At 68.6% G+C, this 14,028-nt stretch carries 11 protein-coding genes; 4 read left to right on the forward strand and 7 right to left on the reverse strand.

Annotated features, from left to right (window positions below):
* Nucleotides 1–92 precede the first annotated feature (92 nt).
* Nucleotides 93–536, forward strand: coding sequence for a PaaI family thioesterase (locus GQ56_RS0119895; protein ID WP_031400286.1), 444 nt, complete (start codon nt 93–95; stop codon nt 534–536).
* Between the two features lie 184 nt (nt 537–720).
* Here the strand turns inward: GQ56_RS0119895 and GQ56_RS0119900 are convergent, their stop codons facing one another.
* From GQ56_RS0119900 to prpB, 5 genes are all read right to left on the reverse strand, one after another.
* Nucleotides 721–1,773, reverse strand: a complete 1,053-nt coding sequence (locus GQ56_RS0119900) for a CaiB/BaiF CoA transferase family protein (protein WP_031400287.1) — start codon at nt 1,771–1,773, stop codon at nt 721–723.
* 159 nt (nt 1,774–1,932) lie between these two features.
* Complete coding sequence (prpF, locus tag GQ56_RS0119905; RefSeq protein WP_031400288.1) at nt 1,933–3,123, reverse strand: 2-methylaconitate cis-trans isomerase PrpF; 1,191 nt, start codon at nt 3,121–3,123, stop codon at nt 1,933–1,935.
* A gap of 194 nt (nt 3,124–3,317) precedes the next feature.
* Nucleotides 3,318–5,912, reverse strand: coding sequence for a Fe/S-dependent 2-methylisocitrate dehydratase AcnD (gene acnD, locus GQ56_RS0119910; protein WP_031400289.1), 2,595 nt, complete (start codon nt 5,910–5,912; stop codon nt 3,318–3,320).
* Between the two features lie 78 nt (nt 5,913–5,990).
* Nucleotides 5,991–7,163, reverse strand: a complete 1,173-nt coding sequence (gene prpC, locus GQ56_RS0119915; protein ID WP_031400290.1) for a bifunctional 2-methylcitrate synthase/citrate synthase — start codon at nt 7,161–7,163, stop codon at nt 5,991–5,993.
* Nucleotides 7,164–7,277: 114 nt separating this feature from the next.
* On the reverse strand, nt 7,278–8,171 hold the full coding sequence (gene prpB, locus GQ56_RS0119920; RefSeq protein ID WP_031400291.1) for a methylisocitrate lyase: 894 nt from the start codon (nt 8,169–8,171) through the stop codon (nt 7,278–7,280).
* 170 nt (nt 8,172–8,341) lie between these two features.
* Between prpB and prpR the strand changes: the two genes are divergently transcribed.
* On the forward strand, nt 8,342–10,324 hold the full coding sequence (gene prpR, locus GQ56_RS0119925; RefSeq protein ID WP_031400292.1) for a propionate catabolism operon regulatory protein PrpR: 1,983 nt from the start codon (nt 8,342–8,344) through the stop codon (nt 10,322–10,324).
* A 46-nt stretch (nt 10,325–10,370) separates the two neighbouring features.
* Here the strand turns inward: prpR and GQ56_RS0119930 are convergent, their stop codons facing one another.
* On the reverse strand, nt 10,371–10,991 hold the full coding sequence (locus tag GQ56_RS0119930) for a CGNR zinc finger domain-containing protein (protein WP_407638595.1): 621 nt from the start codon (nt 10,989–10,991) through the stop codon (nt 10,371–10,373).
* A gap of 125 nt (nt 10,992–11,116) precedes the next feature.
* On the opposite strand from GQ56_RS0119930, the gene GQ56_RS0119935 reads away from it, so the two are divergent.
* A complete protein-coding gene (locus GQ56_RS0119935; protein ID WP_031400294.1) occupies nt 11,117–11,500 on the forward strand; it encodes a VOC family protein in 384 nt (127 codons plus the stop codon).
* A 132-nt stretch (nt 11,501–11,632) separates the two neighbouring features.
* On the opposite strand, the gene GQ56_RS0119940 is transcribed toward GQ56_RS0119935, so the two are convergent.
* Nucleotides 11,633–12,481 carry an ureidoglycolate lyase gene (locus tag GQ56_RS0119940; protein ID WP_031400295.1) on the reverse strand — a complete coding sequence of 283 codons (849 nt, stop codon included), beginning with the start codon at nt 12,479–12,481 and terminating at the stop codon, nt 11,633–11,635.
* Nucleotides 12,482–13,152: 671 nt separating this feature from the next.
* Here GQ56_RS0119940 and GQ56_RS0119945 point away from each other — a divergent pair.
* Entirely contained in the window at nt 13,153–13,974 is an 822-nt protein-coding gene (locus GQ56_RS0119945) for an IclR family transcriptional regulator (protein ID WP_031400296.1), read from the forward strand.
* Nucleotides 13,975–14,028 lie beyond the last annotated feature (54 nt).

The raw sequence follows: 14,028 nt of genomic DNA on the forward strand, positions 1-14,028 counted from the left end.
AACTCACACGAAACATGGACGAATTTCCTTGCTTATCCGCAGCCCCCTTCCTAGAGTTCAGCGCAAGCGGGCACTCATTTCGAGGAAAGTCGATGACGGACATCACGGACCACGCGCGCGGCGCATTGCGTGCGCAACCGTTCAGCATGCTGCTGGGCACCGAGCTGATGCACATCGGCGACAACGAGGTGTCGCTGTGCCTGCCCGTGCGCGAAGAACTTCGGCAGCAGCACGGCTTCGTGCACGGCGGCGTCATCAGCTATCTCGCGGACAATGCGCTGACGTTTGCCGGCGCACTCGTGCTCGGCCCGCGCGTGATTACCGCCGAATACAAGATCAACTACCTGCGGCCGGCCGTGAACGGCACGCTCGTCGCCCGCGCGAAGCTCGTCTACGCGGGCCGGCACCAGGCCACCTGCCAGTGTCATGTGTTCGTCATCGACGGCGATCACGAGCGGCTCGTCGCGATCGCGCAAGGCACGATCAACCGCGTCGGCGACGGCAAGATGCCGGACGGGCCGGAAGAGACGGCCTGACGGGCGGCGCCGGCCGGTTCGCCGGGATCGGCCGCGAAACACCGAAGCCGAAGCCGCTGCGCGCACCGCGCCGGCGTTTCATCGCGGCAAGATGGACGGACGGCATCGCGCTCGCGACGCCCCACGGCGGCCAATACCCTGCGGGCAGCACCCGGTTCGCTCCCGAACCGCCGGGTTCGGCGCGCTACCCGGCCCCATCGCCCGTCAACGGCAAAAAACGCGGCGCCACCCGCGCCCGCACGTTCCCGCTCTCATCAGTTCGATAGATTCCGCGCGCGACGTTGTGCGGATGCGCGACCGCGTCGGCCACGCTCAGCAACGGCGCGAAACACGCGTCGGTGCCCTCCAGCAACGCACGCCAGTGCGCGGACGGCTGCCGCGCGAACACCTCGGCGAAACGCGCCTTCAGCGCGGGCCAGCGCGCGCGGTCGTACTGCGACGCCGGATCGACGTCGGTCAGCCCGAGCCGTTCGACCAGCAGCGCGTAGAACGGCGGTTCGAGCGCGCCGATCGTCACGCATTCGCCGTCCGCGCAGCGATACACGTCGTAGAACGGCGCGTCGTGGAACAGGCTCGGCTGCGCGCCGTCGAGCTGGCCGTTCGCACGCGCCCACAATGCAAGCGAACCGAGCATCGACACGATGTCGACGATCGCGCCGTCGACCACGCGCCCCGGCCCGCCGCCGCGCACGTCGAACAGCGCGCAGACGATCCCGAACGCGAGCCCGAGCGCGCCGCCCGCATCGCCGACGACAGTGGGCGGCAACCCCGGCCGGCCGTCGCGCGGCGCGGACAGCGACAGCAGCCCCGTCAGCGCGACGTAGTTCAGGTCGTGCCCCGCCGCCGCCGCGAGCGGGCCGTGCTGGCCCCAGCCGGTCATCCGCCCGTACACGAGCGCCGGGTTACGGCGCGCGCAGTCGTCGGGCCCGAGGCCGAGCCGCTCCATCACGCCGGGCCGCAGCCCTTCGACGAGCGCATCGGCCCGTGCGATCAGGTCGAGCGCGGCCTCGCGGCCGGCCGGCGATTTCAGGTCGAGTTCGACGATCGCCTTGCCTTCGCGCAGCAGATCGCCGTCGCGGGCCCGCAGCGCGTCCGGCGCACTGGTGCGGCCGGACGGACGCGCGATCAGCGTAACCCGCGCGCCCATCCCGGCGAGCATCCAGCCCGCGAGCGGGCCGGGGCCGAGGCCTTCGAATTCGACGATATGGATGCCGGCAAGCGGCGTGTCGAGCGGCATGCGATTCTCCTTTCCGGGCCGGCGCGTCGGTACATGCGCCGGCCCCGTGCCTCGCGCCGCGGATCGTGTCCGTCACGCGCGCCGCAAACAAAAAATCCCTGCGCGGCGGAAATCGCCTTGCAGGGATCGCGGTGAGCAACGCTCATCCCGGTTCGTGCGTCAGAACGCGTCGCCCGGCACGCGCACCCAGCCTTCCATCAGCACGCGCGCGCTGCGGCTCATGATCGCCTTCGTGACGACCCACTCGCCGTTCTCGAGCCGCGCTTCCGCACCGACCCGCAGCGTGCCCGACGGATGCCCGAAACGCACCGCGTTGCGTTCGCCGCCGCCCGCCGCCAGGTTGACGAGCGTGCCGGGGATCGCCGCGGCCGTGCCGATCGCAACCGCCGCCGTGCCCATCATCGCGTGATGCAGCTTGCCCATCGACATCGCGCGCACCAGCAGGTCGACATCGCCCGCGTTCACGCGCTTGCCGCTCGATGCGACGTAATCGGCCGGCTTCGCGACGAACGCGATCTTCGGCGTGTGCTGCCGCGTCGCGATTTCGTCGAGCGTATCGATCAGGCCCATGCGCAGCGCGCCGTGCGCGCGAATCGTCTCGAACTTCTCGAGCGCCTTCGCATCGCCGTTGATCGCGTCCTGCAGCTCGGTGCCCGTATAGCCGATCGCTTCGGCCTCGACGAAGATCGTCGGGATCCCCGCGTTGATCATCGTCGCCTTCAGCGTGCCGACGCCCGGCACCGCGAGATCGTCGACGAGGTTGCCGGTCGGGAACATCGACCCGCCCGCGCCCTCTTCCTCGGCGGCCGGATCCATGAATTCGAGCTGCACTTCGGCGGCCGGGAACGTGACGCCGTCCAGCTCGAAGTCGCCCGTCTCCTGCACCGCGCCGTTCGTGACCGGCACGTGCGCGACGATCGTCTTGCCGATGTTCGCCTGCCAGATCCGCACGATCGCCACGCCGTCACGCGGCACGCGCGCCGGATCGACCAGGCCGCCGCTGATCGCGAACGGGCCGACCGCCGCCGACAGGTTCCCGCAGTTGCCGGTCCAGTCGACGAACGCCTTGTCGATCGCGACCTGCCCGAACAGGTAATCGACGTCGTGGCCGGGCCGCGCGCTCTTCGACACGATCACCGTCTTGCTGGTGGACGACGTCGCGCCGCCCATCCCGTCGATCTGCTTGCCGTACGGATCGGGGCTGCCGATCACGCGCAGCAGCAGCGCATCGCGCGCGGCGCCCGGCGCCTGCGCGGCGTCGGGCAGATCCTGCAGCCGGAAGAACACGCCCTTGCTGGTGCCGCCGCGGATGTAGGTCGCGGGAACCCTGATTTGAGGAATATGAGCCATGTCCGTTGTATCCCTGATCCGCGGGAAGCCGTGCGTCCGCCCGGCTTCCCGCCCGATGCCGCGCGCGCCGGAGCGATGCGCGGCAAACCGAATCCGGCCTGCCGCGCGGCCGGCGCTCCTGCGCCGCCGCGACAACCGGCCCTTCGTTCGGCGCACCGCCGACGGCGCGCCGAACCGACTTTACCGCCTTCCCGTCACGCCGCCTGCGACGATTCCAGGAAGTCCTGCGCGAAACGCTGCAGCACGCCGCCCGCTTCGTAGATCGACACTTCCTCGGCCGTATCGAGCCGGCACGTCATCGGCACCTCGACACGCTCGCCGTTCCTGCGGTGAATCACGAGCGTCAGGTCGGCGCGCGGCCTGCGCTCGCCGATCACGTCGAAGGTCTCGGTGCCGTCGATGCCGAGCGTCGTCCGGTTGGTGCCGGGCTTGAACTCGAGCGGGAGCACGCCCATCCCGATCAGGTTCGTGCGGTGGATCCGCTCGAACCCTTCGGCGGCGATCGCCTCGACGCCCGCGAGCCGCACGCCCTTCGCCGCCCAGTCGCGCGACGAGCCCTGGCCGTAGTCGGCGCCGGCGACGACGATCAGCGGCTGCTTGCGATTCATGTACGTCTCGATCGCTTCCCACATCCGCATGACCTTGCCGTCCGGCTCGACGCGCGCGAGCGAGCCCTTCTTCACCGCGCCATCGACCACCGCCATCTCGTTGATCAGCGTCGGGTTCGCGAAGGTCGCGCGCTGCGCGGTCAGGTGGTCTCCCCGGTGCGTCGCGTACGAGTTGAAGTCTTCTTCCGGCAGGCCCATCTTCGCGAGGTACTCGCCGGCCGCGCTGTCCAGCAGGATCGCGTTCGACGGCGACAGGTGGTCGGTCGTGATGTTGTCGCCGAGCACCGCGAGCGGGCGCATGCCCTGCAGCGTGCGCTCGCCGGCCAGCGCGCCTTCCCAGTACGGCGGGCGGCGGATGTAGGTGCTCTGCGCGCGCCAGTCGTACAGCGGCGCCGCGCGCTCGCCCGCGTCGGCGCTGCGCGCGAACATCGGCTCGTAGACCTTGCGGAACTGCTCGGGCTTCACGCTCGACGCAACGATCGCATCGATCTCCTCGTCGGTCGGCCAGATATCCTTCAGCGTGACGGGCTTGCCGTCCGGGTCGTGGCCGAGCACGTCCTTCTCGATGTCGAAGCGGATCGTGCCGGCGATCGCGTATGCGACGACCAGCGGCGGCGATGCGAGGAACGCCTGCTTCGCATACGGGTGGATGCGGCCGTCGAAGTTGCGGTTGCCGGACAGCACGGCCGTCGCGTACAGGTCGCGGTCGACGATCTCCTGCTGGATCTTCGGGTCGAGCGCGCCCGACATGCCGTTGCAGGTCGTGCACGCGAACGCGACGATGCCGAAGCCGAGCTTCTCGAGCTCGGGCAGCAGGTTCGCTTCTTCCAGGTACAGCTCGACCGCCTTCGAGCCAGGCGCGAGCGAACTCTTCACCCACGGCTTGCGCGTGAGGCCGCGCGCGTTCGCGTTGCGCGCGAGCAAGGCGGCGGCGATCACGTTGCGCGGGTTGCTGGTGTTCGTGCAGCTCGTGATCGCGGCGATGATCACCGCGCCGTCGGGCATCTCGCCCGCCTTCTCTTCCCACTGGCCGGCGATCCCGCGCGCGGCGAGATCGGACGTCGGCAGCCGCTTGTGCGGGTTCGACGGGCCGGCCATGTTGCGCACGACGCTCGACAGGTCGAACGTCAGCGTGCGCTCGTACTGCGCATTGGCGAGCGTGTCGGCCCACAGGCCCGCCGCCTTCGCGTAGGTCTCGACGAGCTTCACCTGCTCGTCGCTGCGGCCGGTGAGACGCAGGTAGTCGGTCGTCTGGCCGTCGATGAAGAACATCGCCGCCGTCGCGCCGTATTCGGGCGCCATGTTCGAGATCGTCGCGCGATCGCCGAGCGTGAGGCTCGCCGCGCCGGCGCCGCGGAATTCGAGATAGGCGCCGACCACCTTTTCCTTGCGCAGGAATTCGGTCAGCGCGAGCACGACGTCAGTCGCGGTGATGCCGGGCTGGCGCTTGCCGGTCAGCTCGACGCCGACGATGTCCGGCAGGCGCATCCACGACGCGCGGCCGAGCATCACGTTCTCCGCCTCGAGCCCGCCGACGCCGATCGCGATCACGCCGAGCGCGTCGACGTGCGGCGTGTGGCTGTCGGTGCCGACGCAGGTGTCCGGATACGCGACGCCGTCGTGCGCCTGGATCACCGGCGACATCTTCTCGAGGTTGATCTGGTGCATGATGCCGTTGCCCGGCGGGATCACGTCGACGTTCTCGAACGCCTTCTTCGTCCACTCGATGAAGTGGAAGCGATCCTCGTTGCGGCGATCCTCGATCGCGCGGTTCTTCGCGAACGCGTCCGGATCGAAGCCGCCGCATTCGACGGCGAGCGAGTGGTCGACGATCAGTTGCACCGGCACGACCGGGTTCACCTTCGCCGGGTCGCCGCCGGCGTCGGCGATCGCGTCGCGCAGGCCTGCGAGATCGACGAGCGCCGTCTGGCCGAGGATGTCGTGGCACACGACGCGCGCCGGGAACCACGGGAAATCGCGCTCACGCTTGCGCTCGACGATCTGCTTCAGCGAATCGGCAAGGATCGCCGGATCGCAGCGGCGCACGAGGTTTTCGGCGAGCACGCGCGACGTGTACGGCAGCGTGTCGTAGGCGCCGGGCGCGATCGCGTCGACCGCGGCGCGCGCGTCGAAATAGTCCAGCGACGTGCCGGGCAGGGGTTTGCGGTTGGCGGTATTCATGATGTGGGGAACTCGGGTATGGCGTCCGGCGCACGCCGGCCCCCCGTCATGCGGGCAGCCGGCGTGCACGGTTGGCGATCAGCGCTTCTCGATCGGCACGAACTGCAGGTCTTCCGGACCGGTGTAGTTCGCGCTCGGGCGGATGATCTTGTTGTCGATGCGCTGCTCGATGATGTGCGCGCTCCAGCCGGACGTGCGCGAGATCACGAACAGCGGCGTGAACATCGCGGTCGGCACGCCCATCATGTGATACGACACCGCGCTGAACCAGTCGAGGTTCGGGAACATCTTCTTCGCTTCCCACATCACCGATTCGAGGCGCTCGGCGATGTTGTACAGCTTCAGGTCGCCCGCTTCCTTCGACAGCTTGTGCGCGACGCCCTTGATCACCTTGTTGCGCGGATCGGAGATCGTGTAGACCGGGTGGCCGAAGCCGATCACGACTTCCTTGTTTTCGACGCGGCGGCGGATATCGGCTTCGGCGTCGTCCGGCGAGCTGTAGCGGCTCTGGATTTCATACGCGACTTCGTTCGCACCGCCGTGCTTCGGCCCGCGCAGCGCGCCGATCGCGCCGGTGATCGCCGAGTAGATGTCCGAGCCCGTGCCCGCGATCACGCGGCCGGTGAACGTCGACGCGTTGAATTCGTGCTCCGCGTACAGGATCAGCGACGTGTGCATCGCCTCGACCCACGACTTCGACGGCGTCTTGCCGTGCAGCAGGTGCAGGAAGTGGCCGCCGATCGAGTCGTCGTCGGTTTCCGTCTCGATGCGCTTGCCGTTGTGCGAGAAGTGATACCAGTACAGCAGCATCGAGCCGAGCGATGCCATCAGGCGGTCGGCGATGTCGCGCGCGCCCGGCAGGTTGTGGTCGTCCTTCTCCGGCAGCACGGTGCCGAGCACCGACACGCCGGTGCGCATCACGTCCATCGGGTGCGCGGACGCCGGGATTTGCTCGAGCGCCGCCTTCAGCGCGTTCGGCAGGCCGCGCAGCGCGCGCAGCTTGGTCTTGTACGCGGCCAGTTCGGTCAGGTTCGGCAGCGTGCCGTGCACGAGCAGGTGCGCGATTTCCTCGAATTCGCACGATTCGGCGACGTCGAGAATGTCGTAGCCGCGATAGTGCAGGTCGTTGCCGGTCTTGCCGACCGTGCACAGCGCCGTATTGCCGGCCGTCACGCCCGACAGCGCCACCGACTTCTTCGGCTTGAATGCGCCTGCGGCGGCCGGTGCTGCTGCGTCTTTCGTCTCGCTCATGTTTCCGTTCTCCAATGTGTATCGGGGGTATCAGCGGTCGTTCCAACCGGCGCCGCGGCGCCGGGCCCAACCGATGCAAAGCGTTCCGGAATCGTGTCCCGGCGCGCGGGCGCGTTACTTCTTGCCCTGCGCGAACAGCTCGTCGAGCTTGCGCTCGTATTCGTGATAGCCGAGGAAGTCGTACAGCTCGGCGCGCGTCTGCATCGTCGGCACGGCCGCCTTCTGCGTGCCGTCGCGGCGCAGCGTTTCGTAGAAATTCAGCGCGGCCTTGTTCATCGCGCGATATGCGCCGCAGCAATACAGCGCGATATCGACGTTCGCCTCGCGCAGTTCGTCGAGCGTGAACAGCGGCGTCGAGCCGAACTCGGTCAGGTTCGCGAGGATCGGCACCTTCACGGCCGCCTTGAAGCGGCGATAGTCGTCGAGCGTCTTCATCGCTTCCGGGAAGATCATGTCCGCGCCGGCCTCGACATAGGCCACCGCGCGCTCGATCGCCGAATCGATCCCCTCGGCGGCGGCGGCATCGGTGCGCGCCATGATCACGAACTGGTCGTCGGTACGCGCATCGACCGCCGCCTTCACGCGGTCGACCATTTCCTCGGTCGGCACGACTTCCTTGCCCGGACGGTGGCCGCAGCGCTTCTGGCCGACCTGGTCCTCCAGGTGCACGGCCGCGACGCCGGCCTTGATGAACGAGCGCACCGTGCGCGCGATGTTGAACGCGCCGCCCCAGCCCGTATCGATGTCGACCAGCAGCGGCAGGTCGGTCGCGTTGGTGATCCGGTTCGCGTCGATCAGCACGTCTTCCATCGTGCTGATGCCGAGATCGGGGATCCCGAGCGAGTTCGCGGCGACGCCGCCGCCCGACAGGTACACGGCCTTGAAGCCGACGGCCTGCGCCATCTTGGCCGCGTACGCGGTGATCGCGCCGACCACCTGCAGCGGCTGTTCCGCCGCGACTGCCGCGCGGAATTTCGCGCCGGCGCTCTGAAGATGCGTATTGCTCATGAACGGCCTCCTGATGGAATGCCCGATAACAGCAAGGACCGGGCCAGCTCGCTGAACTCCGCTAACCCACTGATTCTTAAGCAACCGGCACGGGCGACGTTGCGCCCGGAGATTTCAAATCGGCAATCTCATGTTTCAAAAATGAAATCGCACGCGCATAATCCACCGTCATGGACCTCTCCTCGACCAAGCCCGTCGGCCCGGCCGATCGCGCGGTGCGCCCGCGCATCTGGGCGATGGGTATCAGCCGCCTGCGCGATCTCTTTCGCGAGATCGCCGGCGAATTCGACGAACGCGCCGACGTGCGCATCGTCACGCGCGCCTATGAGGATGCGCTCAGCGCGATCGCCGAGGCCGGCACCGCGCGGCCCGACGTGATCGTCGCGGCCGGCTCGAACGGCGGCTTCCTGAAAACGCGCGCGCAAGTGCCGGTGGTGGTGGTGTCGCCCACCGGCTTCGACGTGATGCAGGCGCTCGCGCGCGCGCGGCGCGACGCATCGCGGATCGCGCTCGTCAGCGCCGGGGAAACGCCGCCCGAAGTGCGCCGCTTCGTCGCCGCATACGGCCTCGACGTGCAGTTTGCGTCATATCAGTCCGCGCAGGAAGCGGAAGCCTGCGTGCACGACCTGCACGACCGCGGCATCGAGACGATCGTCGGCCCCGGCCTCGTCACCGATCTCGCGGCCAGCGCCGGCATGGGCGCGGTGTTCCTGTATTCGCACGCATCGGTACGCAAGGCCGTCGATACGGCGCTCGAAGTCGCCTATGCGACGCACGCCGAGGCGTTCCGCCGCCAGCGGCTCGACAACCTGCTGCAGCACCTGCGCGACGGCGTGGTCGCGCTCGACGCGCGCGGCCGCGTCGAGGCGATCAACGAGCGGCTCGCGTCGGCGCTCGGGGTCGAACCCGCGGCGGCCGTCGGCCGCGCGCTCGTCGACCTGCGCCCGGAGTTGCGCACGCTGCGCGGCGAGGACGGCGATGCGCTCGCGACCGTGCGCGGCGTGCGCTACGTCGTGCATCGCGGGCCGCTCGTCGATCGCGGCGTCACGTCGGGCAGCGTGCTGACGTTCCAGGAATCTCGCGCGGTCGAACGGCTCGACCGCGCATTGCGTTCGCAGCCGACCACGCAGCAGTTCGCCGCGCGCTACGCGCTCGACGACGTGATCGGCGCCTCCGCGCCGATGGCGCGCGTGCGCGATCTCGTGCGCCGCTATGCGAAATCGGACGCGACCGTCCTGGTGCTCGGCGAAAGCGGCACCGGCAAGGAAATGATCGCGCAAAGCCTGCACGCGCTGTCCGCGCGGCGCGGCTACCCGTTCGTCGCGGTCAACTGCGGCGCGTTTCCGGAAGCGCTGCTCGAAAGCGAGCTGTTCGGCTATGAAGAAGGCGCGTTCACCGGCGCGCGGCGCGGCGGCAAGACCGGCCTGTTCGAGGCCGCGCACCGCGGCACGCTGTTTCTCGACGAGATCGGCGAGATGCCGCCGTCGCTGCAGAGCCGGCTGTTGCGCGTGCTGCAGGAGCGCGAGGTGATCCGTCTCGGCTCGACCGAGCCGATCCGCATCGACGTGCGCGTGGTCGCCGCGACGCACCGTCCGCTGCTCGCGGCCGTCGAGGCCGGCACGTTCCGCGCGGATCTCTATTACCGGCTCAACATCCTGAACGTCGGCCTGCCGCCGCTGCGCGAGCGCGCGGCCGACATCCCGGCGCTCGCGGCCACGCTGCTCGTGCAGGCCGCGCGGCGCGAACCCCGCCTGGCCGACCGCCTGCGCGACGCCGGCGACGCCGCGCGCGTGCTCGGCGCGACCCAGGCAACGCTGGCACGCTACCGGTGGCCCGGCAACGTGCGCGAACTGCAGAACGTGATCGAACGGATCGCGGTGGAACTGGCCGAGGAAGCCGACGAAGGCGATCCCGCCGGCGCATGCGGCACGCTCGATCCCGACGCGCTGCGGGCGATCGCGCCCGAGCTGTTCGTCGCGCCGCCCGACACGGCCGACGCCGACGACGCGCAGACGCTGCACGCGCGCCGCCGCCGTGCGGAAGCGGACGAAATCCGCGCGGCACTCGACGCGTGCGGCGGCGACCGCGACCGCGCATGCGCGATGCTCGGCATCAGCAAGACGACGCTGTGGCGGAAGCTGTCGGCGAAATAGGCTCGCCCGGATTCGACGCGCCGCCGCGCGCGCCCGAACACGCTCGTCAGTCGGCCTTGTGATAGTGGCGGTACGCCTTCGCGCGATTGCCGCACGACGACATCGAGCACCAGCGACGGCTGCCGTTCTTGCTGTCGTCGATGAACAGCCACTGGCACGCATCGTTCGCGCAACGCTTGACCTTCGCGAGCCGCGCGCCGCCCAGCAGGTCGATCGCCGACCACAATACCGGGCTCAGCAGCCGGGCCAGCGTCGCGCGGCCCTCCGCGATCCGCCACGCGTAGCCGCCGTCGACGCGCGCCAGCGCGATGCGCGGCGCCGCTTCCGCGAGAAAGCCGCCGAGCAGCGCGAGATCCTCGGCCTGCGGCTCACGCTGCTCGGCCTGTGCATGAAAGAGCCGATACAGCGCGTCGCGCAACGCGAGCGCGCGCGCAAGCGCCGCCGGCGCCCCCTCCTCCACGCTACGCGTGCCGCACGTTTGCGCCAGGCTGGCCGGCACGCCGGCCTGCTCCCGGCACCACGCCAGCAGATCGTCCATCGTCCCGAGGGTTTCGGTCGGCGAGTCGCTGCCGCGCCAGTACAGCGTGTTCGCGAAATCGATGCTCAGGGTTTCGGGCGGCGCCGGAATCAGGCAGTCCATCGTGACGGAAGGGTGCATATGGCTCATGTCCGGATCGTATCTAACCATCATGCTGGTTGACAAGCCCGGGGACGCTTCCTAACATAACCAGCATGGTGGTTAAAAACAGGTTTGCTGCACGGAAGTCCCTTCTCGATTCAAGGAGCCAACTGATGATCGATCACCTCTCGTTCGGCGTGGCACACGTCGGCCGCAGCCGCGCGTTCTACGACAGCACGCTCGGCGCGCTCGGCTACAAGCGGCTGTATAGCGACGACGGCGCCATCGGATACGGCAGGACGGAGCCGCAACTGTGGCTGCAGCATGCGACGCGCCCCGTCGTCGCCGATCCCGACTCGGGGCTGCACCTGTCGTTCAAGGCCGCGTCGCCTGTCGAGGTCGACGCGTTCTACCGCGCCGCGCTCGAGCACGGCGGCCAGGACAACGGCGGGCCCGGCAAGCGCGACCGCTACGGCCCCGGCTACTACGCGGCATTCGTCGTCGATCCCGACGGGTATCGGCTGGAAGCGCACTGCGAACTCGACAACATCGTGTGATCGCGCCCGCGTACCCATGCGAAAGGCCCGATTCCGCGCAACGCGGAATCGGGCCTTTACGTTCGAATCGTCGATGTCCGGCCTCCGACGACCGCCGGCAGCGGTCGTTCGACGGCAGTCCCGCCCGTGCGGTTATCGTGCGGCGCGCGTGAGCTGGCGTTGCTCGCCGAGCCCTTCGACACCGAGGCGCACCGTCTGGCCGGCCTTCAGGAACACCGGGGAGGGCTTGACGCCCATGCCGACGCCCGGCGGCGTGCCGGTCGTGATCACGTCGCCCGGCTGCAGCGTCATGCAACGCGACAGATAGGCGATCAGCTGTGCAACGGTGAACACCATCGTGCGCGTGTTGCCGTTCTGATAACGGTGACCGTCGACTTCGAGCCACAGGTCGAGACGCTGCGGATCGGGCACCTCGTCGCGCGTGACGAGCCACGGACCGACCGGGCCGAACGTGTCGAAGCCCTTGCCCTTGTCCCACTGGCCGCCGCGCTCGATCTGCCACTCGCGCTCGGATACGTCGTTGACGACGCAGTAGCCCGCCACGTAATCGAGCGCGCGCACTTCGTCGACGTCCTTGCACGTCGCGCCGATCACGACGCCCAGCTCGACTTCCCAGTCCGTCTTGACCGAACCCTTCGGGATCTCGATGTCGTCGTTCGGGCCGCAGATCGAACTCGTCCATTTGCCGAACACGACCGGCTCCTTCGGCACCGCCATGCCGGCCTCCGCCGCATGGTCCGCGTAGTTCAGGCCGATGCCGATGAACTTGCCGACCAGCCCGACACACGCGCCGATGCGCGGCTCGCCGGACACGAGCGGCAAGGTGGCCGCATCGATCGCGCGCAGCCGCGCGAGGCCCGCGTCGGACAGCACGTCGCCGGACAGATCCGGCACATGCGCGGACAGGTCGCGAATCCGGCCGTCCGCGTCGAGGATTCCGGGCTTTTCCTGGCCGGTCGGACCATAGCGAAGCAGTTTCATCGTGCTCAACCTCTGTTGTCGAATTTGACAGGATACCGGCGCGCGGCATTTCGCGACCGCACGCCGGGCTGAGAGTCGATCGTCGATTACGCGCGTCGGGGCCGCCTCCGGCATGCCGTCCGACGCGCGAGACTCGCGCGGGCGCAGCGATCGTGGCGCCGCACGGAAGTGCGGCGCGCGTCGAACGGGCGGCCGCCGGTCTGCGCATCGGCGACGACGGCCCGGCACCCGCGACAGGATCCGGCCGATACCGGCCGGCTTCACGCGCGGACCGCACCGTCGCTGGCCCACCCAGCCTTTGTACCATCCGCCGCGCACCGTGAAATGACACGCGACGGATACCCACTATAGGCATGCCCCCCGGTCGCCGCGGCGCAGCATCGCGGGCATCACGGCATCGTGGACGTTCAACTTGCTTTCAAAAACCTGAACCACTTCACCTGTTAAGAATACTGGGTATTCGGGGCTTCCCTGTCATCCCGGGAGGGAATCAATCCGTTCTTGTTCGGTAACGATCGGTAAAAAGACGCTGCATTGCACACTAAATGTTTGTTGTTAAGCTCAAAAAGATGGCATTCGCGCCATATACGGGATCGACACAAGCGAGTTGCAGAATTGGTCAGCGTGCGTCGCCAACTGATCGAAAGCAATCCTCCAACCTTACACCGACAATGCAAACAACCAACGACCTGCTTCCCGGCTGCGACGCTCGGGAATCGACGGGAGCAATCGACCGCTATCGCGCGCCCGCGCTCGACAAGGGTCTCGACATTCTCGAACTCCTGTCGGAGCAGAAAGAAGGCCTCACCCGCACCGAAATCACGAAGGAACTCGGCCGCAACGCGAGCGAGATCTACCGGATGCTCGAACGTCTCGTCGCGCGCCGCTACGTGATGCGCTCGACGGGCGGCGACCGCTACACGCTCAGCCTCAAGCTGTTCTCGCTCGCGCATCGGCATCCGCCGATGAGCCGGCTGATTGCGGAGGCATTGCCGCTGATGCAGCGTTTCGCCGACACCTCCGAACAGTCCTGCCACCTGTCCGTCTACGATCGCGGCAACCTGCTCGTGATCGCGCAGGTCGACGGGCCCGGCCCGTGGGGCGTGTCGGTCCGGCTCGGCTCGCGCATCGGGCTCGCCGACACGGCGTCGGGGCGCATGATGCTGTCGTTCCAGGGCCCCGAGCAGCGCGCGCACATGCTCGCCGAACATCGCAAGGTCAAGGGCGAAGCGCCCCTCAACGAGCAGGAGCTCGCGACGGCATGCCAGGCCATCCGGCAGAGCGGCTACCTGCGCCAGGACAGCCGCCAGGCACACGGCGTGACCGACCTGACCGCACCGATCCTCGGGCCATCCGGCCATGCGATCGCGGTACTGACCTGCCCGTACATGCGCCGGCTCGATGCGCACCTGGCGCCTTCCGTCGACGTGGTCGTCGAAGAGCTGCGCGACACGGCCGCCCATCTGTCGATGTGCCGCACCGAGACCTGCTGACGCACGGGCTCGACGAAACGCACCACCGGGGACGCGAGCCCGTCTTGCCGCCCC

Source organism: Burkholderia paludis (assembly GCF_000732615.1).
GTDB lineage: Bacteria > Pseudomonadota > Gammaproteobacteria > Burkholderiales > Burkholderiaceae > Burkholderia > Burkholderia paludis.

What these genes read in the sequence shown, in the direction of transcription:
- prpC (WP_031400290.1), bottom strand. Translation starts at nt 7,163, where the DNA reads ATGAGCGAGACGAAAGACGCAGCAGCACCGGCCGCCGCAGGCGCATTC.
- GQ56_RS0119940 (WP_031400295.1), bottom strand. Translation starts at nt 12,481, where the DNA reads ATGAAACTGCTTCGCTATGGTCCGACCGGCCAGGAAAAGCCCGGAATC.
- GQ56_RS0119935 (WP_031400294.1), top strand. Translation starts at nt 11,117, where the DNA reads ATGATCGATCACCTCTCGTTCGGCGTGGCACACGTCGGCCGCAGCCGC.
- GQ56_RS0119930 (WP_407638595.1), bottom strand. Translation starts at nt 10,991, where the DNA reads ATGAGCCATATGCACCCTTCCGTCACGATGGACTGCCTGATTCCGGCG.
- acnD (WP_031400289.1), bottom strand. Translation starts at nt 5,912, where the DNA reads ATGAATACCGCCAACCGCAAACCCCTGCCCGGCACGTCGCTGGACTAT.
- GQ56_RS0119900 (WP_031400287.1), bottom strand. Translation starts at nt 1,773, where the DNA reads ATGCCGCTCGACACGCCGCTTGCCGGCATCCATATCGTCGAATTCGAA.
- prpR (WP_031400292.1), top strand. Translation starts at nt 8,342, where the DNA reads ATGGACCTCTCCTCGACCAAGCCCGTCGGCCCGGCCGATCGCGCGGTG.
- GQ56_RS0119895 (WP_031400286.1), top strand. Translation starts at nt 93, where the DNA reads ATGACGGACATCACGGACCACGCGCGCGGCGCATTGCGTGCGCAACCG.
- prpF (WP_031400288.1), bottom strand. Translation starts at nt 3,123, where the DNA reads ATGGCTCATATTCCTCAAATCAGGGTTCCCGCGACCTACATCCGCGGC.
- GQ56_RS0119945 (WP_031400296.1), top strand. Translation starts at nt 13,153, where the DNA reads ATGCAAACAACCAACGACCTGCTTCCCGGCTGCGACGCTCGGGAATCG.
- prpB (WP_031400291.1), bottom strand. Translation starts at nt 8,171, where the DNA reads ATGAGCAATACGCATCTTCAGAGCGCCGGCGCGAAATTCCGCGCGGCA.